This window comes from Fictibacillus sp. Mic-4 (assembly GCF_049843615.1).
GTDB lineage: Bacteria > Bacillota > Bacilli > Bacillales > Fictibacillaceae > Fictibacillus_A > Fictibacillus_A gelatini.
Genome location: NZ_JBBHZM010000004.1, coordinates 135,855 through 157,683, shown reverse-complemented (window position 1 = coordinate 157,683; position 21,829 = coordinate 135,855). Strand labels below are relative to the sequence as shown.

Genomic DNA, 21,829 nt, shown 5'->3' with positions numbered 1-21,829 from the left:
ATCATTATCATTAAGTCTGTCTATACATAACGATTGAATTGGGGGAAATAAATTGATATGAAACCACGCATTTTTATCCAAAAAATACATTTATGGCTCAGCATTGCCGGCGGTGTATTCATCTCTCTTATTGGGCTGACAGGAAGCTTGCTTGTCTTTGAGCCCGAACTGAACCAACTTTTGCACCCTCAATTGTACAAAGTAACTGAAGGGCAGCCTGTTTCTTATCAAAAAGCCTTGAATCATGTTCTGGCCGCACATCCGAACGGCATTGTGCAGCGCGTATACACACCTCGCGAGCCGAGTGCCCGGGGCGTATACTTGTTCAGGCTTCAAGAAGATGGCGAACAGCAAGAAGTGTTTGTAGATCCTGGAACCGGGCATATCAATGGGGAGCTTGGGAGCCATTCATTCTTTAATTTCGTAAAAGAGTTCCATGAACAATTATTGCTGAAAGATTTTAATGGTGAAAAAATTGTAGGCATCATTGGATTCATCTTCTTTTTCATCTCTTTATCCGGTCTCTATTTATGGTGGCCTGGAATTAAAAAATGGGCACGTGGATTCACGATGCGAAAAAGCAAAAATCAGTACGTCAGAAACTACGATTTACATAAAATGATCGGAGGTATTTTCGTTCCGTTTTTGCTGGTGGTGTCATTGACAGGCGCTCTTTTTGTTTTTGACGAGAATATTTTCCATTTGTTTGGAGCGGAAGCGAAAGTCATGCCTGCAAAAGAAAAAATAATGGTAGATCCCGTTCATAATGAACCAACTTCAATTGACAGCTGGATCAGCGCGGCTCAAAAAACGGTACAAGGTGGATCCGTTATGCAAGTCAGATTTCCTGCCCAGCCAAAACAAGGAACATTCAAAGAACCTATAGAAATCCGAGTAAGTCGTCCTTATGATCCGGGTTACGGAAACGTGAAGGTCTGGGTTGACCCTTATCATGGAAAAACACTTGCAAAGTTGGACCCAAAAATTAACCGCAGAATGACTTATCAAACTTGGCACTTCCCATTGCATACAGGACAGTTCGGAGGATGGCTTACCAAAATCTTATATGCTATAGGCGGGTGCACGCCTTCTGTACTGATGTTTACCGGGATATATATGTGGAGGTATAAGAAAAATAAACAGAAGCGGAAACTGCCATTAGTTGCTTAAAATTTTCACAGGCAGCTCATTATAGAGAGATTTCCAATTTGTGTTTTTGTTTATTATCATAAATTCGGTGCCTAAATTTAAACCAATTCTATAAATTAGAGCCTGTTTTTTGAAAAATCACTCATAAACAGGCTCTTTTATATGTGCATCATCAGATCAAACCTTTTTACTATGGTAAGCTTTTATCATTTTTGCACTGGCATTCCCTCTTCAATTTTGATATAATCCCGATAAATCTTTTCTCATTTATTTCTTAATGATTAAATATCTTACCAACTAAGATGTTTTCGTTATAAGAAAGGTGTGCTTAAATTGTCAACCCATTTTTCAAAACGCGATGAATTAATCCATGCTCTTACGGATCAGATGAGAATTTCAAGTACGGTAACTATTTTCTTTCATCAGGCGATCGCTGAACATTTAGGACTAAACCAAACAGATCACAAATGTTTGGAATTATTGCAACGAAAAGGAGCGATGACTGCAGGAGAGCTTGCCGAGGAAAGCAAGCTGACTACTGGAGCGATTACCGGAGTCATAGACAGATTGGAGAAAGCTGGATTCGCCCGTCGTGTTAAAGATCCGAATGATCGAAGGCGTTGGATTATCGAGATCGTGCAAGAAAACATAAAAATAATTGAAGATCTTTTCAAAACGTTCGCGCAGCAGACGATGCAGCTTTACGACAAATATACTGATGAAGAACTGGCTGTCATTCTTGATTATGTCTCCGAAAGTACGAATCTGACAGTAGAATGGACGAAAAAACTGAGGGAAAAACGTTGAATGGTTTTTATGAAAATCATCATTTTCCTGTTCTATTTGTATAAAAGGAGCAATTCCCGCCGGAGAAATGCTCCTTTCCTTAAAATAGTTCATAAATCTTTAAAAATAGAATTGATACCCGTAATAAGCAATCAACAACGTTAAAACAGCAAGAAAACCATGTTCCAGCATTCCGCCTGTTTTTATATGGAAAGGGGCTCGCACGCGAATATGCAGCGGCCATAATAATTGAATGCCTTCTTTAGTTAATGCATCCAACAATAAATGGCTGAAAACCCCGACTAAAATCCCCCACTCCATATCTCCGGGGAATGATGTGTACATAAACAACAATGTTAACATTAACATAAAGATTAGACTATGCGTAAATGTCCGATGTCCAAACGTTTTATTTACTAGAAATGACAGAAACGATAATTTCCTGCCTATTATAGAATTTGGATGGCATATATCAGGCAACAAAGCACCCGCTATGCAGCTTGCAAAAAACAATCCTTCATGAGCGACATCGCCAGCTGCTGTAATATAAATTATCCCTGCCGCCAGGCCACCTACAATATGTGTTTTCCCTTCCAATTAAATTCCCCTCATCCTCTATTTTGAACCTTATAAAGCTTGTATTTCATTATATAATAAATAGCAGCCTTGTTCATTACTGGACTATTAGTATCAATCGGCATTTCTTCTGCCGACGTGCTCTTTTTAAGCATCATAAATTTAGTTTTGGCGTTTATTTATGTATTGATAGTACGGTAAATGAAATTTTAGTTGAAAAACATAGCCTTGAAACAGGTTCAAGGGCCACCCCTTCAAGACATCGCCCATTTTTAATGTATCATCCCCTTCTTGCCGCTTCGGTAATAATAACAATTTGTCTCTCGCTAAAAATGAGTTTTCCATCCGAGTCCTCCCCATATCGTTTCAGGACTAAAAAGCCCGTTACACCATTTGTTCCTTTTCTTTCAGAGTAATTACTCACTTCTACATAACAATATACTTCTTCACCGACGAGCAAAGGCCGTTTAAAATGGAACGTCTGCTCCCCATGGATTAAACCTTTGTCCGGAAGATTCATCCCATCAATCTCCCCATAATCAAAAACTCTCGGGAAGGTAGGAGGGGCAATATTCGTTTTGTATCTTGACCGTCTTCCCGCCTCTTCGTCGATAAAAATCGGACTGGCATCGCCGATGGCCTCGGCAAATTTTTTTACCGCGCCTCGTTCAACGATATTTTTCACCTTATTGGATCGCTTTCCAACAAACTCTTGTAACATCAGTCATCACCTCACAGTTACATAATAGTGCTAAAATAATGGAAAAACCAGTCAAAGGACTGGTTTTTCCTAATTTTATTTATTTTCTTTTTCATCTACAGGGATTTGAATGAGTGAATTTGTTCCGGTTGCTTTCGGCATTTTCCCGTCCCATTTTTGAATCCACATGTATTTGATCACTTCGGGCGACATTGACTTTCGAATTGTTTCATTATATTCAGCAATCGCCTTTGCTTCAATTTGTTTTTTCTGTGCCTCTGCTTTTGCGATTTTTAATTCCGTCTGTTTTCTTTCAAGTTCCTGCGCGGCTTCTACCCTTTTGTCGATTGCAGCCTGAGTCGATTTATCCGGTTTAGGCACGCCGAGCGTTAAATTATCGATGACGAATCCTAAGTCTTTCACATCATCCGCAAACAATTTTTGGACATTGACGGCAGCGTCTGACGACTTTTCGCCGTATGTATCAATAACCGAATATTTCGCAATTGCTTTACGGCTTGCATCCCAAAATCTCGTTTTCAAATACGTATTCTCGATTTCTTCAACGTCCACTGGGCCAAACTTATTGAAGACATCCACCACTTTATCCGGCTGGATGCTATAGTTATAAGCAAAATCCATCGTGATGTTTTTACCGTCGGAAGTTGCGACCTGAATATTGTTGTAGTTAACCGTTTGCATCCGGATCGGGTAAATTGTCACTTTATCGAATAGGCCAACTAAATGCCACCCCTGGCCAAGTGTTTTTTCTTGCACACCGCCGTTAGGACTGTATACCACGCCAACATAGCCGTTTGGAATTTTTTCAATAAAAAGCGAAACAATAAAAACTCCAAGTAAGAGTGCCGCTCCAACGATAATCCCGCCAACCAATCTACGGCCTTTTCCCCTTGTTTTCTTTTCCACGATCTTCATCATCCCCTAGAAAATTTTTTATTTTTTCAGCGGCGCCGCCGATTTTTTTGAAAGATGGAAAAAGAATGAGCCAGACTCCGAAACCGATTAATCCTACAACTAGTAAAGAACCTATGAATACTTTCATCTTATCCACCTCCAAAAGTCAATTTTTACATTATTTGCAGAAAAAGTCACCCCTTTTTGGAAAAATTGCAGAAAAACTTCTTACTACATAACATATTTATTTTTCCAAAAAATAAAAATCCCGCTTTTGCAGGATTTTTAAAGGTCGTCTTCAAGAATCGCAAACATAATATGGTCTTCCCATTTACCGTTTATTTTTACATTTTTTCTGGCAAGGCCTTCCCTTTGGAAACCCGCCTTTTCCAGTACTCTGGCCGACCCGGGATTCCTTGGGCTAACCCCGGCTGTAATCCGGTGCAATTTCAATTTTTCAAATGCAAATTTCACGACGAGGCGAACAGCTTCGGTCATCAACCCTTTGCCATTATATTGTTGATCTAAAGCATAACCGAGAATGCTGCTCTGGACGTGTTTCCTGACTACTTGTGCAAGCGTAATATCGCCGATTAACCGATCATTTTCCTTTAAGAAAATGCCGAACGTGTATCTCTTGTCTTCTTCCATTTCTTTTAGCTGCTCTATAATTTTATTTTCCTGAAATTCTGAAGTATAAAAGGAATCCTCATACTGCATAGAAAATTGTTGGAAAAATTCTTTGTTCCGGATGTTCAGATCCACCAGTTCTTTCGCATCTTCAGGTGTATAATACCGAAGATAAATGCGTTCCCCTTCTAATCGCATCTTAATCGCCTCATTTTTCTTAATATTATACCCGATAGTATTCGACATTGATGAACAAAAACCTTTTCTGCTTTTGAAAAAGGGTTTTGTACGGTTAAACATTGAAAGAAATGTTTACCATTTGTTGTTCATTTTGAAGAAATGAATGAATTCGGCCGGCTGCTTGTTCAAGCCGTTCCGGTGGTTGAACGAGAGCAATTCGCACATATCCTTCGCCCCGACTTCCAAAAGCATCACCGGGAACGACGACTACACCCGTATTTTCAATTAATTCAAAAGCAAATTGCCTCGACGTCCAGCCCTCCGGTATTTTAGCCCAAATAAACATCGTAGCGGCGGATTTCTGAACATTCCAGCCGCTTTTAGCAAGACCGCTAATTAACGCATTACGGCGTGTTTCATACTCCTTCACTTGTTCAGAAAGGACAGAGAAATCTGAAGTAAGTGCGGCTATGGCTGCTTTTTGAATCGGATAAAAAATACCATAATCGATATGGGACTTTAAGGCAGCCAGTATGTTAATAGCTTGAGCGTTTCCTACAACATACCCGATTCGGCAGCCGGCCATATTGAAGGTTTTAGAAAGCGAATTGAATTCAATAGCCACTTCTTTTGCGCCAGGCACTGACATAAAACTAATCTGAGGATGATTATCGAAAATCAATTCGGAGTACGCGAAATCATGTACGATTAATATATTGTGGCGTTTGGCAAATTGAACGACTTCTTCAAAAAAAGTCCGGTCAGCCAGCGCAGTTACCGGATTTCCCGGATAGCTGAGCATCATCATTTTTGTTTTATTCACAATTTCAAGCGGAATCTCATCAAGTTTCGGCAAAAATTGATTTTCGGCAAGCAAAGGCATCGGGTGAATGGTTCCGCCAGCTAAAGTGACACTCGCTTCATAGATTGGATATCCCGGGTCAGGGACAAGTACATAGTCGCCAGGATTAATTAAGGCAGTCGCTAAATGAGCAAGTCCATCCTGAGAGCCCATAAGTTGAAGTACCTCCGTGTCAGCCTCAAGCTCCACTCCATAACGATTCTTATAAAAATAACAAACAGCGTCGTGAAATTCTGAAATTCCTCGCAGTGTATAACCGTAGTTGGTAGTGTCTTTTACATGTTTTACAAGCGCATCAACGACAAAAGAAGCTGGCGGCATATCCGGGCTCCCGACACTCAAATCAATCACGTCTATCCCTTTTTTGATTGCTTCTTGTTTTCGATTGGCTAACTCTGTGAAAATACTTGTAGTCAATTTCTCCATTTTATCAGATCGTGCGAGATTCATAGGTCCTCTCCTTTTAATCTATAAAATTGTTTATGAACATTGCATAATATCAAACCATTTTGATTATTTTAACATAAATGAAGGGATTTTATTTGGGAAATCTCAGCTTGCAAAAGAAATAGCACACCACGATTGGGATGCGCTATGTCTGATGAAATTACTTTTTCAAAACCGGAATCCAAATTTCACTTTTGAAAGATGCCGAGGTTACATCTTTACTCTCATTCCACAAAATTTCCGGGCCCTCAATTTGTTCATAGTTTGAAGATGGAAACCATTCAGAATAAATGCGCCCCCATACTTCTTGAAGCGTATCGGGAAATGGTCCGATCGCTTCGAAAACAGCCCATGTCAAGGCGGGAACTTCAAGTGCTGAAAGATGATCGGGGCATTCATTCGTTGTGGCCACGCCAATATAATGGTCAAGCTCCCCCTTCTCCTCCATTCTACCTTCTGAAAAGTTTGTTGATGCGCTAATAAGTCCAAGCGGAGCGACATTGGAAAGCGTTTTTAATTGAAGGATTAGCTCATCATCTAAACTTTTCCACATAGCGTCAATCTCCGGGTTAACTCCTTTAAAAATCAATGGAACCTTTTTCTTAATGCCTACGATCCGAAATTCCTTTTTTTCTTCAATACGATAGTTCATTTCATTTCCTCCCATAATGGATAATTGGAAGATCATCCGTGGAAAAGCTTTAAGTGAATGGCCATTTTTTCTCGCTTCTGACGGTGTTATGCCATGTAGCTTTTGAAAAGCTCTAGTAAAAGAATCGGGTGATTCATACCCATATTTCATCGCAATGTCAATAACTTTGACGTTTCTATCCTTAAGTTCAAATGCGGCTAGCGTAAGGCGTCTACGGCGGATGTATTCGGAAAGCGAAATGCCTGCAAGAAAGGAAAACATCCTTTTAAAATGATATTCAGAGCAGAAAGCAAGCCTTGCCACTTCTTTAAAGTCAATGTCATTTGCAAGGTTTTCTTCGATGTATGTTATCGCACCATTCATGTTCTTAAGCAAATCCATAATTTATGACCTCCTTCATCCATAGAATAACGGGATTTGAATGGATCCATCCGACATTTCGTGCACAATTAAGCAGGGTCTATTCTCATTCATAAGTTTAGTACGTAAACAGGCAACATAACAAATTCAGCGGCTCTTCACCGAAATTGGAGGTTTAAAAAAATATAGCTAATGAGGGGTACCACCAGCAAAACGCGAAAAAACCACACAAAGATTTGGATTATTCATAAAAGTCATTTCAAAAAGTACTTAAAAGAAATGATGTATGTAAAATTTCGCATATAATTTTAAGAAATAAAATAGCCAAATTCCCTTTTGTTTCTGGCAGAGAGAATTTGGCTATTGATGTTCTTAATCGCAAACAACATGGCTTGAATTTCTTTAGTTGAGGGTTAGAACAAACTCTTCAACATCTTTACCGCGCGCATTTGAATACCCGATGTCTTCGCCCGAAATTGTGAAGCCACATTTTTTTAAAACCTTAAGGGATCCAGCATTGTCTTTCGCGGCACGAGCATATAGTGGACGAATTGTAACCTGTTTTAGAAATTCTCGTAATGCATTGGTTGCGATTCCCCTACCCCAATATTCCTTTCCGATCCAATAGGTGACTTCTGGTTCTCCAAACTGCTCGAAATGTGCAATATGTCCAACTACAATGTTTTCAACAATAATCGTTTGGCTAATAATATCCCTATTTGTAAGTATTTTGTTCCAGTGTTCAACGAAGCCATTCCAATCATTAGGATCCTTGCTTGTAAAGGCAGCCATTTGATTTGCTTCACTATCCTGCTGATGCTTAAAAAAAATAGGAAGGTCATCCTCAATCACATTCCGAAGCACTAAATTGCTCATTAAACTCCCCCTCTGTCGTTTATTTCATTTTAGCAAACATGTGTTCCTGTCACAACATATTTTTATCGTGTTTAACTACCTTGATATGCTACTATCATATAATAAAATTGACGAAAGTTTGCCAGGTTTCTATACTAATGAGAGTCAAAGAAATGAAGCCAGGGTGAATGAAATGGATTTTACAATTACGTATTTGTCATTTTTCGTCGTGCATGTAGAAGGAAAAGGCGAACAGGCGAATAAACATTATAAGCATTTTCAAACATTGAATAGTGAAACCTATGAATCTAGCGCATTAAAAGACTTTTTGGACGGTGAACTGACGAAAATTGTTAAGCGGAAAGTGGAACGGCATCCAAAAACTGAACAAGTGCCGACGAAGATTGGCCGGTTTATCGTCGAGCCCGGGCACGCACTCGATTCGAACCCGAATTATAATCTCTTTCACCGGGCACGCTTTGCCGTGACAGAGGAAGATTTCAGGAAAATCAGTGAGCAGTTTGTTTCCTCCTATCTCGATACGAGCGCAGTGCGCGGCGGTGTATTCCTTGTCGCATCCGCAAAGCTACGGAAGTATTTCGACGATCCATTCGTCTTCATTATGAAATGTGACTTCGAGCCAAAAGTCGCTTCCATTGCAGATGAAACGTCCCTTATCCGCAATGTCGAAATGGCAATTACAACGAAAAACATGAAATCGATTCAATATCCGTACATGCCGGAAGAAGGAATGATCGAGGAAGGCGAACTAAAGATCCATCAAGCTTCTCATGCCCGCTATTTCGAGGACTTTTTAAAGTTCGTAGAGTACGAACAGTCGATGCCGGAAATCGTGAAAACACAGGTGATCGGCATGGTTCGCGAGCATATCGAGGAAACGTATGAAGAGAACAGTGAAGAGCGGGAACAGATGGAAGAAGCGATGGAAACGTGGGCGGCCAGTCCGAAGCGGGAAATACGCGAGCATTTTACAACAGAGCAGGTCGTCGAAGCGGCATCCCAAATTGTTGAGCATACACCGGAACTGGAATTAAAAATGAAAGCCGACCATATTTCCATTAAAGGGCTGTTGGCTGATTTCGGTGATCAAATCCACCTCGCCAAAGTGAACGGCCGTTATGTGACCATCATCGAATCGGATTCCATTTTGTTTGAAAAAGGATTTTCGCCAATTGAGTTTTTGAAGCCCGATGAGCTGGATGCAGTGATGGAGAGGATTAAGAGAAAAAGCGGACATTGAAGCCGGGTTTTATTGAACCCGGCTTTTATTCCCAATCTTTTTAAAGTTCGCCACGTACGGGTTGTCTTAACTTACATCATATTTAGATTCATTGATGATTATTTCAAACGTTAATTTCCAGTAAATAGATTGAGAGGAAAATAGGACTATTAGCCTATTTCAAAGTTGCAGGACATTATTTTGCGCTGCTAAAAAGCTAATATTTTTCTTCTTTTTCGATCTCTTTCCAAGTATTTCAGAATGGAAGGAACTAAAATGGAAACTACTAAATCTTTGGACAGCCAAAGAGTAGAACTAGAACCTGTTGCTTTTTTTGAGAAAATAGAACAGATGTCCGTAGAGTTAAAGTACCCTTTTTACGACAATTTTCCCAATTTCTTTTTATTCTTCTTTATGATACTATCAAATTAGCATTAAGGAAAAATAAGGAATAGAAGGAATTTAACGGCTGTCCAGGCGATTAGCAAAGAACAAATGATGCAATTGTTGAATGAGTGGTATCAGGAAATTCGGTCACAAAATCTTATTAAATCAAGACAACTGAAAAATCAGATAGAGCAAAAGCTTCAGAGCATGGAACATGATCCAACCCAAACCCTATTTGTCTATTACTCTTTACTAGATTCCCGGTATCTAATGCTCATCAATGATTTAACTAGTGCGGAAAAAACATTGCAAAACATTGATTTGCCCCTAGCACAAACTGACGATTTTATCACTTATTACTATTACTTTTTTAAAGCGATTTTAACTACAAAAACAGGAAATTATAGTGATGCGCGTCAATATTACATAAAAGCTGCAAACTATTTAAAATATGTTGATGATGAGATAGAGAATGCGGAATTCAATTATAAAGTCGCAATTTTTTACTACCATATTGAGCAACCATTATTGGCAACTCATTATGCATCAAAAGCAAAGTCATTATTTGAGGAAAAGCCCGGATATGAGATCAGCGCTACTGACTGTGAAAATATTTTAGGATTGGCATGTATCTCGTTAAAACAATTCGAGGAAGCTGAAGAACATTTTATTGCAGCATTGAGCATCGCAGAGGAAAAGAAGCATGAAAAATTATCATTAACCGTTCGATACAATCTTGGTCTCTTATATGCCGATCAAAATCTTTCTGCAGCAGCCATCAATCGCTTAAAATTTGTTTATGAAAAAGGAGTTAAGCTAGATAAAACAACATTTCTCTTAGCCCATGAATACTACAAAATCGGAGAACCGGAAACAGCAGTAGCCTTTGTCGAGGAAGGATTAAAACATTGCGAAGAAGTCAATAACGAAGAATATCGTATCCATTTAAATATTCTTCACAAAATGAATCATTCGGTAGAAGATACTGAGTTAGAATCGGCTGTAAAAGAAGGAATTGACTACTTCAATAAAGAAGAATTATGGATATATGTTCAAGATTATGCCGAAAAGTTGGCCGTTCGTTTTTATAATGAAAATAAAGCAGAGAAAAGTAATTATTACTTTTATATTGCCTATGAGGCGAAACAAAAACTACTTGAAAGAGGGGCGTTGAAATGAAGAAATTCCTTTTTGTTTTAGGTTGTCTTGCCCTGGCATTTACCGTTTCAATTACTGAGTTAAGCTTAAAAAAGGAGGCAGGACACGGAGAAACGCTTTCAACCCACTATGTTGCTGCAAAATTTGTCCAAGAAGGGCACGGAGAAACACTCTAAGACCACTTAGTAATACGTGGTCTTTTTTTTATGTGAACTACTCAGCACCTTCGCTGAGAGGTGGGAGCTTCTCAGTTCCACGACGTCGGAACGTTCAATTGTCCTTTCTTATTTTTTGCCAAATTTCTCATCCTCTAAATATTAAATGTGTAGAATGATTAGGGTTCAACTTTATGTCAGTTTTTATGATAATTAAGTTTTAATTATTCTGTTGTTCTCATATACTGATTTAAAAAGTAGGGGGATCAAAGATGCCTAAAAATGAAGTTGAATTATTGATTGAGGCTTTTTTTGGTGATGAGATCAACAGTAACAGCAGCAAACAAGAAGAACACGCCAAAAATGATACTTGATTTAAGCATCGTATTTGGCGTACTTCCATTGCAATAAATCCCTTTAATCATTGCAATGCCCATGTTCTTGACTTCTAGGGCGTCAAAAATACCGTCCAGAAAAAAGTGCTTCATAGTGGTTATAGTGTCTTGTCAAGAATGGTTTCTGCCCTCTCTGGCATACTAATCAATACAGAAAAAAAGAAAGGAAGCGTATGAAATGCCAAAAAATGAAGTTCCGAAACTGATCAACGCCATTTTTGATGATTCCGAAATGAAAAACAAACAAGATACTGGACGTGCTAAAGAATTTGATACAAAAAATAAAAAAAGAAGCAAAACCACTGAAGGTGAGACGACATAAGCATGAAACTTTTCTGGAGATTTTCAACAAAGGACAGCAACCCCACTGGTTGCTGTCCTTTGTATTACGATTATTATTCTTTTTTTAAATTGGCTTGATCATCAACCGTTTTGTTTCTTGACGTCGTATTTCGCATGACATCAGCATTGGTATTATCAAGCGCTTCTTCTACATCACCTGTAAAGTTCATTTTATGCTCTGGCACTCGCTCATTTTTCATCCGTCGTCCCTCCCTTCTTTCGTCATTATTTCCTTTGCCATCTGGTCAATACATGAAATCGAACTCTTTCACGAAACTAAAGGAGACTATGATTACAACATAGTCTCCCCATTGTTACAACGATGCCCGGTAGATGGCCAGAACATCTTCTTTATTCAATTGTTTAAAGTGGCCGAATTCACCGTTGGCCATCGCTTTTTCAGCCATGACGTCCAACTTTTCCTCTCCAATTCCGTAGTCGGCGAGTCTTGATGGAGCGCCGATAGACGTCCAGAAACGTCTTAGCGCTTCTATTCCTTCCAGCGCAACTTCCCGGTCTGTTTTTCCTTCCGCATTGATAGAGAACACACGCTCCGCCATTTGCTTGAAGCGGGCGACATTTTCATCGAGCACATGCTTCATCCAGTTTGGAAAAAGAATAGCCAACCCACCGCCGTGAGGGATATCGTAAACGGCAGAAACAGCATGTTCGATGTTATGAGTTGCCCAGTCGCCGCGAACACCCATTGCGAGGGTTCCGTTTAACGCCATCGTTCCCGCATATAAAATCGTTTCTCTGTACTTATAGTTCTCAAGGTCATTAACAAGTTTCGGTGCCGTTTCAATGACTGTCCGTAAAATCGATTCACAATAACGGTCCTGGATCGGCGTGTTTGTACCATGATGGAAATATTGTTCGAATACGTGAGACATGATGTCAACCATGCCGTAAACGGTTTGATCCCGCGGCACTGTAAATGTATGGCGAGGATCCAATATGGAGAATTTCGGGAACGTGACCGGGCTTCCCCAGCCATACTTTTCGTTTGTTTCCCAATTCGTAATCACTGATCCGCTATTCATTTCAGACCCGGTCGCCGCCAATGTAAGAACCGTTCCAAACGGCAGGGCTTCCTGCGCAATCGCTTTCTTCGTAACCAGGTCCCAGACATCTCCTTCATACTTCGTCCCGGCGGCGATTGCTTTCGTGCAGTCAATGACACTTCCTCCACCAACCGCAAGAATGAAGTCAACACCGTTTTCCCGGCAAATGTTAATCCCTTTCCTTACAGTTGATACTCGCGGATTCGGCTCAACCCCGCTCAATTCTACAAATTCAACACCGATTTCATCCAATATTGATGTAATTTGATCGTAGATTCCATTTCGCTTAATGCTCCCTCCCCCATAGACGATCAACACATTCTTACCGTACTGGGGAACTTCTATTTTTAATTGCTCTAACTGGCCCTGTCCAAAAATGAGTTTTGTTGGATTTTGAAATACAAAGTTTTGCATCTTTCCAATCCTTTCTAAATTAAAGTCTAACTCAACGATAGCATAAACCGGAAATCTAAAAAAATGTTTTGCTCACCAGATGTCCTCAATATATAAGGAACATTAACAAGCGTTGATCGAGTGATCGATTCGCAGATTGAAAAGAGCTGCCCATAATCCTATGTGACAGCTCTTGCAATCATTGTAGTAAAAGTTTAGTTAAAAGAAAACTCAATCTTGTCTTCTTTCTCGTTATAGACAAGATAAGCATCGAAGGCTTTATCGCCTTTTTTAAATCCTTTAATAAGGCCAGACTTCCCATCTTTTAGCACTTTTTTTACGTTCGTTTGCGAGACTGTCTTCCCGAGTATTTTTTTCGAAATGGTAAACGTGCAGTTTTTCGTTTTGTAATTGGAACATCCATAAAACGTTCCTTTATCAACGATATCGCCATCGCATTTTTTGCATTTGCCCATTTTCGTGCCGATCCCCGTTCGTTTTTTCGATGGACTTTTCGTTTTGAATGCTTCTAGAGAATAACCTTCAAAATTCCATGTGACGCTTTTCTCTTTTGCTTCTTCAATCAAGCTGACGGCGAGCCTTTTCGCCTGTTCCATAAAAGCTTGCGCCTCCGCCTTCCCTTCCCCGATTTCATGAAGCCTTTTTTCCCATTTTGCCGTCATTTCGGGAGAAGCAAGAATGCTCGCTCCAACCGCTTCAATTAATAGCTTCCCTTTATCTGTCGCAAACACCTGGTTTTTCTTGATTTCAATATACTTTCGGTCTTTTAAGACGCCAATGATTCCTGCCCGTGTTGCTTCTGTCCCGAGGCCTTCCGTGCTGTTCAACACTTTGACGAGCTCTTTATCTTCTAAATGTTTTCCACATGTCTTCATCAATGTGATCAGCTGGCCTTCTGTATACCGTTTCGGCGGCTGCGTCTTCCCTTCTTTTACGTTTGCCTCTTCAACGTTTCCTTTCTCTTTTTCTTCTAAAGGAGGCAAATCTTGTTCCTCATCCCCTGCCTTTTCACTTTTATCATAAATGACTTTTCGCCATCCTTCCTGGATTTGTTCTTTTCCTTTAGAAATGAAGGAGGCTCTTTCATCCACTAATGTATGGACTGTCGTATAGTCAAAGATGGCATTGTCATAGTGGGCGGCAATGAGACGAAGAACGATCAAATTGTATATTTTTTGTTCTTCCGCTGACAGTTTCTCTGGATTGACGACTTGCTCAGTCGGTATAATCGCATAGTGATCGGTAACCTTTTTTTCATTTACATACCGTTTATTATTCGCAATCGATTGGAAGGGCAGCGGGAAGTACGATTGATATTGCTCGAAGTTGCTTAGTTTTTGAAGCGTTTCAGGAAATAGCGCTGCTTCTTCTTTTGTCACAAAACTGGAATCGCTTCGTGGATAAGAAATGATCCCTTTTACATATAATTTTTGTGCAATGTCGAGCGTCTTTTGTGGGGAAAATTTATACATTTTATTCGCTGTCGCTTGCAGGGAAGATAAATTGAACAGATAAGGCGGCTGCAGTTCCTTTCGTTCTTTTTCTACCGATTGGACCCTGGCCTCTTTTCCCCGGCAGAACTCAGCGATTTTATTAGCTAACTTTTGATCGGATAAGCGGGTTTCGCCTTCTTTATGCCATTTCCCTTCGTACCTCTTGCCGCTCATATGAAAAATGGCATTCACTTCCCAAAAAGGCTCTGAGCGGAAGTTTTCAATTTCTTTTTCTCGTTTAACAATTAACGCTAGCGTCGGGGTCTGGACGCGTCCCGCTGAAAAAACGTCCGAAATGCCTTTTTGCCGGAGCAAAAGCGTATATGCGCGTGAAATATTGATGCCAACGAGCCAATCCGCACAGGCGCGGCTCAGCGCTTCATAGTAAATGTTCCTCGTCTCTTTTTCGTCAAGCAACTGTTGAAATCCTTTTACTACTGATTTCGGGGTTAACGAAGAAATCCATAACCGCTTCATTTTTTTGTTCGTTTTGCATAATTGCAAAATGATCCGGATAATCGCTTCTCCTTCCCGTTCTGCATCGCCTGCCATGATGATTTCCTCTATTCCTCTTCTATGCACCAATTCTTTGATGATTTGAAACTGCTTCCATTTTGATTTCATCACCCGATGCTTAAATTGCAAAGGAATGATTGGCAGTGTTGAAAGCGACCACTTTTTCCACCTTGCATCATATTCTTCCGGCGCGACCAATTCGCATAAATGGCCAACCGCCCATGTTAAGAGGGCGCCTTTGGGAAACAATTCATTTGGCGCGATTTCAATAAAGCCCGACTTTTTCTTATGGGGAAACGGAGCGGCAAGCTTTGCTCCCTGGTCTGGCTTTTCCGCAATAATAAGTTTCATTTCAAACTCCTTTAACCGTCTAAAATTTATCTCTAAACCTATTCTATCACGAGTTTATTCATCGATCTCTATGAATCTTAAAACTTATACCACGGTCGAAATTTTGATATAGTAAAAGGGAAGAAATAAGAAAGGAGAATAATAATGAGCGACTTGATCTTTAAGCAATTTGAAACGACAAGAGGCAATTTTTTAAAAAATGTTGAAGCAATTTCAAAGGAAACAGCCAATGTTCAACCTGAAGGGTTTAATAACACGATCCATTGGCATATCGGCCATGTATTGACAGTGACAGAACAATTTATGTTCGGCCTTCCGAAGAAATCAGCACATCTCCCGGAAAAATATATCGAACAATTCGGAAACGGGACTAAACCGGCAGATTGGAAAGATGATGTTCCACAAGTAAGTGAACTCATTTCACAATTGAAGGAACAATTAGAACGCATCAAGCAAATTCCTGCAGAACGATTTAATGAAAAACTTGAAAAGCCATTTTTAGGACAAGAAACATTCGGGGAATTAGCTGGTTTCAGCCTGATGCATGAGGCGATGCATTTAGGGCAAATTCAGGCAATGAAGCGTATCATTGAACAAGCGGGTATAAAAAGCTAATAAAAAAATCAGGAGTTATTCTTTAATGAATAGCTCCTCTTACATCAGCGCTCTTCAAAATACGAATTCACCAATTGTTCAATTTGTTCGGGATCAGGCTGGTTGCCTGAAAATGTGAACTCCAATTCTTTTAAAAATTCTCCATCCTTATAGACGTGGACACCGCCTTTTTGAAGAAGAACGCTGTACTCCACTTCAAAAATATGGCCGTTTCTTTCAATGGCTCCCATATCGATACCTCCAAATATCACATGTCATAGCTCGGCGTAAAAAGATATAACGTTCCATCTAATGCAAAAGATGTTCTCCCGGTTTCTTCAGATACGACTAATATTAATGCATCGCTCATTTCGGATAGCCCGAGAGCCGCCCGGTGGCGCGTTCCAAGTTTTCGCTCGCCGTAAAACGATTGGGATAGAGGAAGAACATTAGCTGCTGAGACGATTTGGTTGCCCTGTACTAATAAGGCTCCGTCATGAAGAGGGCTGCCAGGATAAAAAATCGACTCGATTAAGGAAAAGGATAATGCTCCCCCGATTGGCGTGCCGGGATGAATCAACGGATTTACCGGGTCGTTTCGTTCAACAACGATTAACGCCCCGTGCCTCTTACTGGATAGATGCTGAATGGCTGTTGTAATGACGATGTATGAATCCGTAAATGGGGATAAATAAGCTTTTAAATAATAAGAAGCCGCCGTTGATTGAATTTCAAATAACTTCTTTTGAATTTCCTCAAATTTACATAATGTGCATTCATCTCTTTGATCGAGCGACTCTAAAATATCATCCATCTTCCCCTTAATATGAATAATGTTTTCTTTCAATTGCTCTTTCATATTGGAGGAAAATTCAAACTCGAACTGTCCCATCCTCATCACCCTGTTCGCTTTTACTATTCATGTTTTCCAAACATCGGCAAACTATGTATTTTTATGAGATAGATCTGGTCGAAAGATTTCCCCTAATTTTAAGATGTTTAATTGTTCGTTTGGCAGACGAAGCCGTTCCCACTCGGATTTCACCCGCTCTAAAGCTTCTTTGGGCGTATCGTCGGCTAATCGAAAGGCGCCATAATGCATCGGGATAAAGCATTTCGCCTTTACATCCAAAAATGCTCGCACCGCTTCTTCGGGATTGACATGTTGAGGAGACATAAACCATTCCGGTTCATACGCCCCGATCGGCATTAATGCATAATCAATCGAAAATCGTTTCCCGATTTCTTTAAATCCGCGAAAATACCCGCTGTCTCCGGCAAAATAAATCGTCTTTCCACCTTTTTGTTCAATGATCCAGCCGCCCCAGTGGGACGTGTTCGTATCCCAGAGCGTTCTTCTCGTCCAATGCTGGGCCGGAACAAACGTAAACGTTAGATTTTGGATAGTAAAGGAATCCCACCATGAAAATTCACGGACCTTCTTATAGTCTTTTCGTTTCATTAAACCGAGCAATCCATCAGGGACAAAGAATTGCGGCTCGCCGGAAATTCTTCTTAACGTATAAAAATCCAAATGATCGTAATGGCCATGTGAAATAAGAACCAGATCGATTGGGGGAAGATCCATGATCGGAATCCCGGGCCGGCTTAGCCTTTTATCAAATCCCATCCGATTCGCCCAGACCGGATCGGTTAAAATATTAAGACCATTCATTTGCAAAAGAAATGTTGAATGACCGATCCATGTAATCGTCATTTCTGTCCTATTATTTTGCAAAAAAGCGATGTCAATGTCTTCATCATGGGGAACGACGAATGACAGGTCCTTCGTTTTCCCTCTCCGCTCTTTCCGCCAGCGCAAAAGTTCTTTCGCTGATCGAATCGTATTGATTTGATCGAGATTTTCATAACGTTTTTGTGCCAAGATGATTCACCTTCTTACTTTTCATAAACGGGCAGAGTTATTTTTAACATCTTTTGAAATTTGCATTACCAGTTTAAAGTCTTTTAACAAAAGACATTAATCTAAAAACCGCTCTATAATTGAAGGATCGGGAACCATGCACGATTCTTTTTGGCCAAACCATTTGTAACGATTTTTCGCAATCCAATCATAAACCTTATCCCGAACCGACCGTGGGATAATGATCAATGGATAAAGCAACTTCCAACAACCTCCAAGATCTTTCACTACATGAAGCGCGGCTGTCGATTTTACATAATGTTCATTCTTTTTGACGTACACAAAACTATCGATTGGATGATCCTGTAAGTTAAACTTTTCAAGTAATACTTTTCCGACCTTCGATTGTAAAGGGCCAAATAAAAACTTCCCATCAGGATCTCGCTTAATAATGAATTGAACGATGCCGCTGCATAAGTTGCAAACCCCATCAAACAAAATAATCGGTTTAGTGTGCAGTTCATTCATCAAACATTCATCTCCCTTCAACATAGGGATTTATTTGCTCACCATTTCACATTATAGTTTACCATACTCAAATGCTAAAAAATAGTAATTTTTCTTCTGCACATAGTAAAAAGGCCCCCAATAAAGGACCTTCATGTTTATTGTATTGATTCTCGAACGTTTTCTTCCTTTTCTTTTCCTTTTTCCTTTTGCTTTTTCAAATACCCGGCCAATACAACAGCAGCTACTACTACAATTTCAAACCCGTATTTAATAAAAGGATTGTCAAAAAGATTTTTCATGAATTCAAATTGTTCTTTCACGATCATTTTTGAAGCCGTCCACGCCAGGATTCCGGCTCCAATTGTAATGATAATCGGAAAACGCTCCATCCATTTTAAAATGATTGTGCTTCCCCAGACGACAATCGGAACGGAAATCGCCAGTCCGATAATAACGAGAAGAAAGTTTCCGTGCGCCGCACCCGCAACAGCAAGAACATTGTCAAGCCCCATAACCGCATCGGCAATAATGATCGTGCGGATCGCAGCCCACGTATTTTTCCCGGCTTTAACCTCGTGATCTTTTTCTTCGGTTAATAGTTTATAGGCAATCCAGATTAAAATCAGTCCGCCTGCAAGAAGCAGCCCGGGGATTTCCAATAGCCATACGACAGCAATTGTTGCCGCAGCCCGAATGATGATGGCCCCAATCGTACCCCATATGATAACTTTTTTCTGCTGGTGTTTCGGTAAATTTCTTGCGGCTAATCCAATGACAATCGCATTGTCTCCGGCCAAAACTAAATCAATCATCACAATCGAAAGTAAAGCGATCAAAAATTCCATTTTCATTATCCCCTTCTCTCTTTAATTTTTCCCTTATTGGTCTAAAACCAATAAAAAACGCCTTTACCATATGTATTGGTAAAAGCGCAAAAAAAACCTTCACCAAACACTGGCAAAGGTCTCGCTAACAATCAACATTGCCAATAAAGCCGAGGACCCAAGTCCCGTAATGACGACTTTATTGCAAGAGCTACTCCCCTTTGGGAATCACTATTCATTTAATTATCTTGATCATAACGTAATCTTCCAAAATTGTCAATCGAATTTTCTTATGTATCAGCTATGAGATTGATCATTCTTTGACTGTGCTTCCTTTATTTTAGCCTCAAGTTCGCCTAATTTCGTTAATTCCTTTTGATGGTGCCATTTAAAAAAACGCCAGACAACCACCGCGAGAATAATGAAAACGATAAGAATGCCCACCGCCGGAATATATTCCGTTTTATCTTCTGGAAAGTAAAGTTCAAACAAAAGAAACACTTCCTTAAACGATGTTTTTTACCATTATAACAAAAATTACTGACAAACTTAATGTTTTGCATTTTGTACATCGTGCATGGTTGAATAGAGCGATTATTGTCCACAGTAAACAATGACTCGACCTCCCATATCTACTAAAATAAGCATAAAAAAGTAGATCGGTTAAAGATCAATCCACCTCTCAAAAAAGGAGAGGGTTTTATTTATTATAAGACAGATAAATAGGATAAGGAGAGGAATTGAGCATGTATAGAGATTTAAGTACTTCTTTGCGAACGATTATGACGCCCGGTCCTGTTGAAGCAGAGCCACGTGTCCTCAGGGCATTGTCTACTCCGATATTAGGGCAGTTTGATCCGGAGTTTACAAATATGATGAATGAAACGATGGAGATGCTCAGGAAATTGTTTCAAACGAATAATTATTGGGCCTTTCCTATCGACGGCACATCAAGAGCAGGAATCGAGGCTGTTTTATGTAGCATTATTGAACCCGGTGATCGAGTGCTTGTGCCAATCTATGGACGGTTCGGCCATCTCCTTACCGAAATCGCCGAGCGGTATGATGCCGAAGTCGTTACAATGGAAACGGAATGGGGAGAAGTTTTTCAGCCTCATGATGTAATTGAAGAAATTAAAAAGGTGAAACCAAAGATTGTAGCGATGGTACACGGTGAAACATCAACTGGACGCATGCAGCCTTTAAAAGAAATCGGGGAAGTTTGTAGAGATATGGACGTTCTTTTTGTTGTCGATGCAGTTGCCTCAATTGGCGGCACTGATGTAAAAGTAGATGAATGGAAAATCGATGCCTGCATAGGCGGCACGCAAAAATGTTTATCCGTCCCCTCTGGAATGGCTCCGATTACGTTTAATTCAAGAATTGAATCCATTTTATTGGAACGAAAGAAAATTGAAAGAGGCCTTGCTGACCGAGAAGAAGACAAAAAACGTCGGCGTCCCGTCATTCGCAGCAACTATTTTGACTTAAGCCAACTGATGGATTATTGGAGTCCGATCCGTTTAAACCACCATACCGAAGCGACTTCAATGTTATACGCTTTACGCGAAGGATTGCGCATTGTATTAGAAGAAGGACTTGAAGAAAGATTCTTAAGACATCAATTGCATGAAAAAGCACTCATCAAGGGAATTAAAGCGATGGGGCTAGAACTGTTCGGCAATGCCAAATATAAATTGCCCGTTGTTACATGCATAACGATTCCTGAAGGGATTGACGGAGAAGCCGTCCTTTCGATGCTGCTTGAAGACTTCGATATCGAAATCGCCAGCTCATTTGGTCCGCTCAAAGGAAAAATATGGAGAATAGGAACAATGGGCTTTAGCTGCAGGAAGAAAAACATACTTCACGTTTTAGGCGCTCTAGAAGCAGTGCTGATTCGACATGGCCTGAAACTTCATGCCGGCCGTGCCGTCCAGGCCGCACTAGATGTGTATGATAACGAGAAATGCGCGGTTGAAACGATATAAAAAACAACATTTTTACTGGGGGAGAAGAATTTGAAAAAAATCAAGATCAAAGTCAATGACTATCAATTAAATGGAGTACTCCATGACACTCCAGCGGGAGAAAAGATTTGGGACAGCCTCCCAATTTCATCACGCGGTAGCCTCTGGGGCGATGAAATTTATTTTTCGATCAATGCTGATGTTAAGCTTGAAAATGAACAAGAGGTGGTCAACGAAGGGGATCTTGCCTATTGGCCACCCGGATCCGCCTTTTGCATATTTTACGGCCCCACTCCAGTAAGCGCAAATGACGAAATTCGACCAGCAAGCTCTGTCGAAGTATTTGGGAAAATTACAGACGATGCGAAAGTATTGAAGAAAATTAACCGCCTGACAGATGTCTTAATTGAACGCGCGGATGCTTAAACTAAAAAGCAAAA

26 protein-coding genes are annotated in these 21,829 nt (G+C 40.2%); 9 read left to right on the top strand and 17 right to left on the bottom strand.

The window, feature by feature from the left end; genetic code table 11:
- Positions 1–57 precede the first annotated feature (57 nt).
- Both WD019_RS05550 and WD019_RS05545 read left to right on the top strand, forming a co-directional pair.
- The gene (locus WD019_RS05550; protein WP_026677044.1) at positions 58–1,170 is read left to right on the top strand and encodes a PepSY-associated TM helix domain-containing protein; all 1,113 of its coding nucleotides are present in this window, start codon (positions 58–60) and stop codon (positions 1,168–1,170) included.
- A 312-nt stretch (positions 1,171–1,482) separates the two neighbouring features.
- Positions 1,483–1,956, top strand: coding sequence for a MarR family transcriptional regulator (locus tag WD019_RS05545; RefSeq protein ID WP_026677043.1), 474 nt, complete (start codon positions 1,483–1,485; stop codon positions 1,954–1,956).
- 99 nt (positions 1,957–2,055) lie between these two features.
- Here the strand turns inward: WD019_RS05545 and WD019_RS05540 are convergent, their stop codons facing one another.
- From WD019_RS05540 to WD019_RS05505, 8 genes are all read right to left on the bottom strand, one after another.
- Positions 2,056–2,532: a metal-dependent hydrolase gene (locus tag WD019_RS05540; protein WP_026677042.1), complete on the bottom strand. Its 477-nt coding sequence runs from the start codon at positions 2,530–2,532 to the stop codon at positions 2,056–2,058.
- 259 nt (positions 2,533–2,791) lie between these two features.
- Positions 2,792–3,232 (bottom strand): MaoC family dehydratase N-terminal domain-containing protein, encoded by a 441-nt coding sequence (locus tag WD019_RS05535; RefSeq protein ID WP_026677041.1) that lies wholly within the window; start codon positions 3,230–3,232, stop codon positions 2,792–2,794.
- 75 nt (positions 3,233–3,307) lie between these two features.
- The gene (locus WD019_RS05530) at positions 3,308–4,138 is read right to left on the bottom strand and encodes a prohibitin family protein (RefSeq protein ID WP_026677040.1); all 831 of its coding nucleotides are present in this window, start codon (positions 4,136–4,138) and stop codon (positions 3,308–3,310) included.
- Entirely contained in the window at positions 4,107–4,274 is a 168-nt protein-coding gene (locus WD019_RS05525; RefSeq protein WP_169729200.1) for a hypothetical protein, read from the bottom strand. Before WD019_RS05525 ends, WD019_RS05530 begins: the two co-directional genes overlap by 32 nt.
- Before the next feature lie 137 nt (positions 4,275–4,411).
- Entirely contained in the window at positions 4,412–4,954 is a 543-nt protein-coding gene (locus WD019_RS05520) for a GNAT family N-acetyltransferase (RefSeq protein ID WP_425710879.1), read from the bottom strand.
- 94 nt (positions 4,955–5,048) lie between these two features.
- Positions 5,049–6,248, bottom strand: coding sequence for an LL-diaminopimelate aminotransferase (locus WD019_RS05515; RefSeq protein ID WP_425710878.1), 1,200 nt, complete (start codon positions 6,246–6,248; stop codon positions 5,049–5,051).
- A 157-nt stretch (positions 6,249–6,405) separates the two neighbouring features.
- On the bottom strand, positions 6,406–7,278 hold the full coding sequence (locus WD019_RS05510; RefSeq protein ID WP_425710877.1) for an AraC family transcriptional regulator: 873 nt from the start codon (positions 7,276–7,278) through the stop codon (positions 6,406–6,408).
- 381 nt (positions 7,279–7,659) lie between these two features.
- On the bottom strand, positions 7,660–8,133 hold the full coding sequence (locus WD019_RS05505) for a GNAT family N-acetyltransferase (RefSeq protein WP_425710876.1): 474 nt from the start codon (positions 8,131–8,133) through the stop codon (positions 7,660–7,662).
- Positions 8,134–8,305: 172 nt separating this feature from the next.
- On the opposite strand from WD019_RS05505, the gene WD019_RS05500 reads away from it, so the two are divergent.
- From WD019_RS05500 to WD019_RS05485, 4 genes are all read left to right on the top strand, one after another.
- Positions 8,306–9,373 carry a DUF3900 domain-containing protein gene (locus WD019_RS05500; RefSeq protein ID WP_425710875.1) on the top strand — a complete coding sequence of 356 codons (1,068 nt, stop codon included), beginning with the start codon at positions 8,306–8,308 and terminating at the stop codon, positions 9,371–9,373.
- Positions 9,374–9,796: 423 nt separating this feature from the next.
- Complete coding sequence (locus WD019_RS05495) at positions 9,797–10,918, top strand: tetratricopeptide repeat protein (protein ID WP_425710891.1); 1,122 nt, start codon at positions 9,797–9,799, stop codon at positions 10,916–10,918.
- Positions 10,915–11,073, top strand: a complete 159-nt coding sequence (locus WD019_RS05490; protein ID WP_154657922.1) for a hypothetical protein — start codon at positions 10,915–10,917, stop codon at positions 11,071–11,073. Before WD019_RS05495 ends, WD019_RS05490 begins: the two co-directional genes overlap by 4 nt.
- Positions 11,074–11,625: 552 nt before the next feature.
- Positions 11,626–11,769, top strand: coding sequence for a hypothetical protein (locus WD019_RS05485; protein WP_154657921.1), 144 nt, complete (start codon positions 11,626–11,628; stop codon positions 11,767–11,769).
- Between the two features lie 73 nt (positions 11,770–11,842).
- Here the strand turns inward: WD019_RS05485 and WD019_RS05480 are convergent, their stop codons facing one another.
- The 3 genes from WD019_RS05480 to WD019_RS05470 all read right to left on the bottom strand — a co-directional run bounded on the left by WD019_RS05480 (position 11,843) and on the right by WD019_RS05470 (position 15,627).
- The gene (locus WD019_RS05480) at positions 11,843–11,989 is read right to left on the bottom strand and encodes a hypothetical protein (RefSeq protein ID WP_154657920.1); all 147 of its coding nucleotides are present in this window, start codon (positions 11,987–11,989) and stop codon (positions 11,843–11,845) included.
- A gap of 114 nt (positions 11,990–12,103) precedes the next feature.
- Positions 12,104–13,267, bottom strand: coding sequence for an iron-containing alcohol dehydrogenase (locus tag WD019_RS05475; protein ID WP_425710874.1), 1,164 nt, complete (start codon positions 13,265–13,267; stop codon positions 12,104–12,106).
- Positions 13,268–13,461: 194 nt separating this feature from the next.
- A complete protein-coding gene (locus WD019_RS05470) occupies positions 13,462–15,627 on the bottom strand; it encodes a DNA topoisomerase III (RefSeq protein WP_425710873.1) in 2,166 nt (721 codons plus the stop codon).
- Positions 15,628–15,771: 144 nt separating this feature from the next.
- On the opposite strand from WD019_RS05470, the gene WD019_RS05465 reads away from it, so the two are divergent.
- On the top strand, positions 15,772–16,242 hold the full coding sequence (locus WD019_RS05465) for a DinB family protein (RefSeq protein ID WP_425710872.1): 471 nt from the start codon (positions 15,772–15,774) through the stop codon (positions 16,240–16,242).
- A gap of 44 nt (positions 16,243–16,286) precedes the next feature.
- Here the strand turns inward: WD019_RS05465 and WD019_RS05460 are convergent, their stop codons facing one another.
- From WD019_RS05460 to WD019_RS05435, 6 genes are all read right to left on the bottom strand, one after another.
- Positions 16,287–16,472, bottom strand: coding sequence for a DUF5370 family protein (locus tag WD019_RS05460; RefSeq protein ID WP_425710871.1), 186 nt, complete (start codon positions 16,470–16,472; stop codon positions 16,287–16,289).
- Between the two features lie 17 nt (positions 16,473–16,489).
- On the bottom strand, positions 16,490–17,113 hold the full coding sequence (gene cdaS, locus WD019_RS05455; RefSeq protein ID WP_425710870.1) for a sporulation-specific diadenylate cyclase CdaS: 624 nt from the start codon (positions 17,111–17,113) through the stop codon (positions 16,490–16,492).
- Positions 17,114–17,164: 51 nt separating this feature from the next.
- Positions 17,165–18,106 (bottom strand): MBL fold metallo-hydrolase, encoded by a 942-nt coding sequence (locus tag WD019_RS05450; RefSeq protein ID WP_425710869.1) that lies wholly within the window; start codon positions 18,104–18,106, stop codon positions 17,165–17,167.
- Positions 18,107–18,202: 96 nt separating this feature from the next.
- Positions 18,203–18,616 (bottom strand): thiol-disulfide oxidoreductase DCC family protein, encoded by a 414-nt coding sequence (locus WD019_RS05445; RefSeq protein WP_425710868.1) that lies wholly within the window; start codon positions 18,614–18,616, stop codon positions 18,203–18,205.
- 134 nt (positions 18,617–18,750) lie between these two features.
- Complete coding sequence (locus WD019_RS05440) at positions 18,751–19,440, bottom strand: TerC family protein (RefSeq protein WP_425710867.1); 690 nt, start codon at positions 19,438–19,440, stop codon at positions 18,751–18,753.
- A gap of 276 nt (positions 19,441–19,716) precedes the next feature.
- The gene (locus WD019_RS05435) at positions 19,717–19,920 is read right to left on the bottom strand and encodes a Vpu (protein WP_026677027.1); all 204 of its coding nucleotides are present in this window, start codon (positions 19,918–19,920) and stop codon (positions 19,717–19,719) included.
- A gap of 245 nt (positions 19,921–20,165) precedes the next feature.
- Between WD019_RS05435 and WD019_RS05430 the strand changes: the two genes are divergently transcribed.
- Together WD019_RS05430 and WD019_RS05425 are read left to right on the top strand one after the other, a co-directional pair.
- Positions 20,166–21,410 carry a pyridoxal-phosphate-dependent aminotransferase family protein gene (locus WD019_RS05430; protein WP_425710866.1) on the top strand — a complete coding sequence of 415 codons (1,245 nt, stop codon included), beginning with the start codon at positions 20,166–20,168 and terminating at the stop codon, positions 21,408–21,410.
- Positions 21,411–21,440: 30 nt separating this feature from the next.
- Complete coding sequence (locus tag WD019_RS05425) at positions 21,441–21,815, top strand: cyclophilin-like fold protein (protein ID WP_425710865.1); 375 nt, start codon at positions 21,441–21,443, stop codon at positions 21,813–21,815.
- The last annotated feature ends 14 nt before the right edge of the window (positions 21,816–21,829 follow it).

What these genes read in the sequence shown, in the direction of transcription:
- WD019_RS05550 (WP_026677044.1), top strand. Translation starts at nt 58, where the DNA reads ATGAAACCACGCATTTTTATCCAAAAAATACATTTATGGCTCAGCATT.
- WD019_RS05535 (WP_026677041.1), bottom strand. Translation starts at nt 3,232, where the DNA reads ATGTTACAAGAGTTTGTTGGAAAGCGATCCAATAAGGTGAAAAATATC.
- WD019_RS05525 (WP_169729200.1), bottom strand. Translation starts at nt 4,274, where the DNA reads ATGAAAGTATTCATAGGTTCTTTACTAGTTGTAGGATTAATCGGTTTC.
- WD019_RS05520 (WP_425710879.1), bottom strand. Translation starts at nt 4,954, where the DNA reads ATGCGATTAGAAGGGGAACGCATTTATCTTCGGTATTATACACCTGAA.
- WD019_RS05515 (WP_425710878.1), bottom strand. Translation starts at nt 6,248, where the DNA reads ATGAATCTCGCACGATCTGATAAAATGGAGAAATTGACTACAAGTATT.
- WD019_RS05510 (WP_425710877.1), bottom strand. Translation starts at nt 7,278, where the DNA reads ATGGATTTGCTTAAGAACATGAATGGTGCGATAACATACATCGAAGAA.
- WD019_RS05505 (WP_425710876.1), bottom strand. Translation starts at nt 8,133, where the DNA reads ATGAGCAATTTAGTGCTTCGGAATGTGATTGAGGATGACCTTCCTATT.
- WD019_RS05500 (WP_425710875.1), top strand. Translation starts at nt 8,306, where the DNA reads ATGGATTTTACAATTACGTATTTGTCATTTTTCGTCGTGCATGTAGAA.
- WD019_RS05490 (WP_154657922.1), top strand. Translation starts at nt 10,915, where the DNA reads ATGAAGAAATTCCTTTTTGTTTTAGGTTGTCTTGCCCTGGCATTTACC.
- WD019_RS05485 (WP_154657921.1), top strand. Translation starts at nt 11,626, where the DNA reads ATGCCAAAAAATGAAGTTCCGAAACTGATCAACGCCATTTTTGATGAT.
- WD019_RS05480 (WP_154657920.1), bottom strand. Translation starts at nt 11,989, where the DNA reads ATGAAAAATGAGCGAGTGCCAGAGCATAAAATGAACTTTACAGGTGAT.
- WD019_RS05475 (WP_425710874.1), bottom strand. Translation starts at nt 13,267, where the DNA reads ATGCAAAACTTTGTATTTCAAAATCCAACAAAACTCATTTTTGGACAG.
- WD019_RS05470 (WP_425710873.1), bottom strand. Translation starts at nt 15,627, where the DNA reads ATGAAACTTATTATTGCGGAAAAGCCAGACCAGGGAGCAAAGCTTGCC.
- WD019_RS05465 (WP_425710872.1), top strand. Translation starts at nt 15,772, where the DNA reads ATGAGCGACTTGATCTTTAAGCAATTTGAAACGACAAGAGGCAATTTT.
- WD019_RS05460 (WP_425710871.1), bottom strand. Translation starts at nt 16,472, where the DNA reads ATGGGAGCCATTGAAAGAAACGGCCATATTTTTGAAGTGGAGTACAGC.
- cdaS (WP_425710870.1), bottom strand. Translation starts at nt 17,113, where the DNA reads ATGGGACAGTTCGAGTTTGAATTTTCCTCCAATATGAAAGAGCAATTG.
- WD019_RS05440 (WP_425710867.1), bottom strand. Translation starts at nt 19,440, where the DNA reads ATGGAATTTTTGATCGCTTTACTTTCGATTGTGATGATTGATTTAGTT.
- WD019_RS05430 (WP_425710866.1), top strand. Translation starts at nt 20,166, where the DNA reads ATGTATAGAGATTTAAGTACTTCTTTGCGAACGATTATGACGCCCGGT.